We start from the raw sequence: 947 nt of genomic DNA, 5'->3' as shown, positions 1-947 counted from the left end.
CTCCCTATTCCCATATGTAAGTTACGTCCTTTTTGTGCAAACCAATCATCCGCTTTTTCGAACATCTTATTTAAATCACTTTCATTTCGAACAGTCGTGTGGAAAGTAACTTGATTTGTGATTTGTTGTGGCTGTGGTTGAGGTTTCTGTTCTTTCTCTCTTACATAATGTGTCGAAAGAGTTGTTCCTGCTAGTTCAGGAAGACCTTGCAGTATCCCAGGACTATACAAAGGGCTGATATCTTCTCTAGCAAACATACCAAAACTACTCACGGTTTCTGTGGCTAAAGATCGCGGTGCGACTAAACTACGCGAAGGAGCTGTACCTGTACCTATCCCGAAACTCGCAGGTCCAACTTCTTTTTTCTCTACTGTCATCGTTTTCGGAAGGATACTCCAACTATTCCACCATCTTTTCACTTTATCCCAAGCACTAAGAATGTTTCCTGAACTTGTATCCACTTGATCTTCTAAGTCTTGATAAGAATGTTTTAATGTATCTATACCTTCTCTTTTTGTCGCTTCGGCTTTGCTTTTCACTTCTCTATATTCTTTGTTCGCTTCGTCAATCATTTTGTTCGCTGTTCCTTCGGCGGCGCTTCCTAATTCTCGTTTCATTTCTTCAGCCGCTCGGACTCTGTCATCGCGAGTTTTTTTTGCTTTATCAATCACTTCATTCTTTTCTTTTTCCATCTTTGTAACAGCGTCACTCAGCATTTCAGCAGTAACTCTTTCTTTGCTATTTTTTAAGTTATTCATAATAACTTCTTGTTCCGTTTTGTTTTTCGTTAGCGCCGAAATAGCTTGTTGGTCAGCGACTTCACGTAATCCTTGGATTTGTTTGTTTTCGTCAGCTGTCAAAGCACGTTTTTCTTCTTTCGCTGCATTCCAAATTTCGACGATTTTATCATTAGCAGCTTGCGTTTTTGCTTTTTCCATTTCGTAATG

Annotated in this window: 1 pseudogene; it reads right to left on the bottom strand. The window is 39.6% G+C overall.

From position 1 onward, the window contains the following. Nucleotides 1–947 (bottom strand): annotated as a pseudogene (locus tag ACQRBL_RS32295) (hypothetical protein); the annotation flags it as partial.

This window comes from Bacillus sp. AF62, assembly GCF_050312695.1.
Classification (GTDB): domain Bacteria; phylum Bacillota; class Bacilli; order Bacillales; family Bacillaceae_G; genus Bacillus_A; species Bacillus_A cereus.
This window is presented reverse-complemented; position numbering and strand designations above follow the sequence as displayed.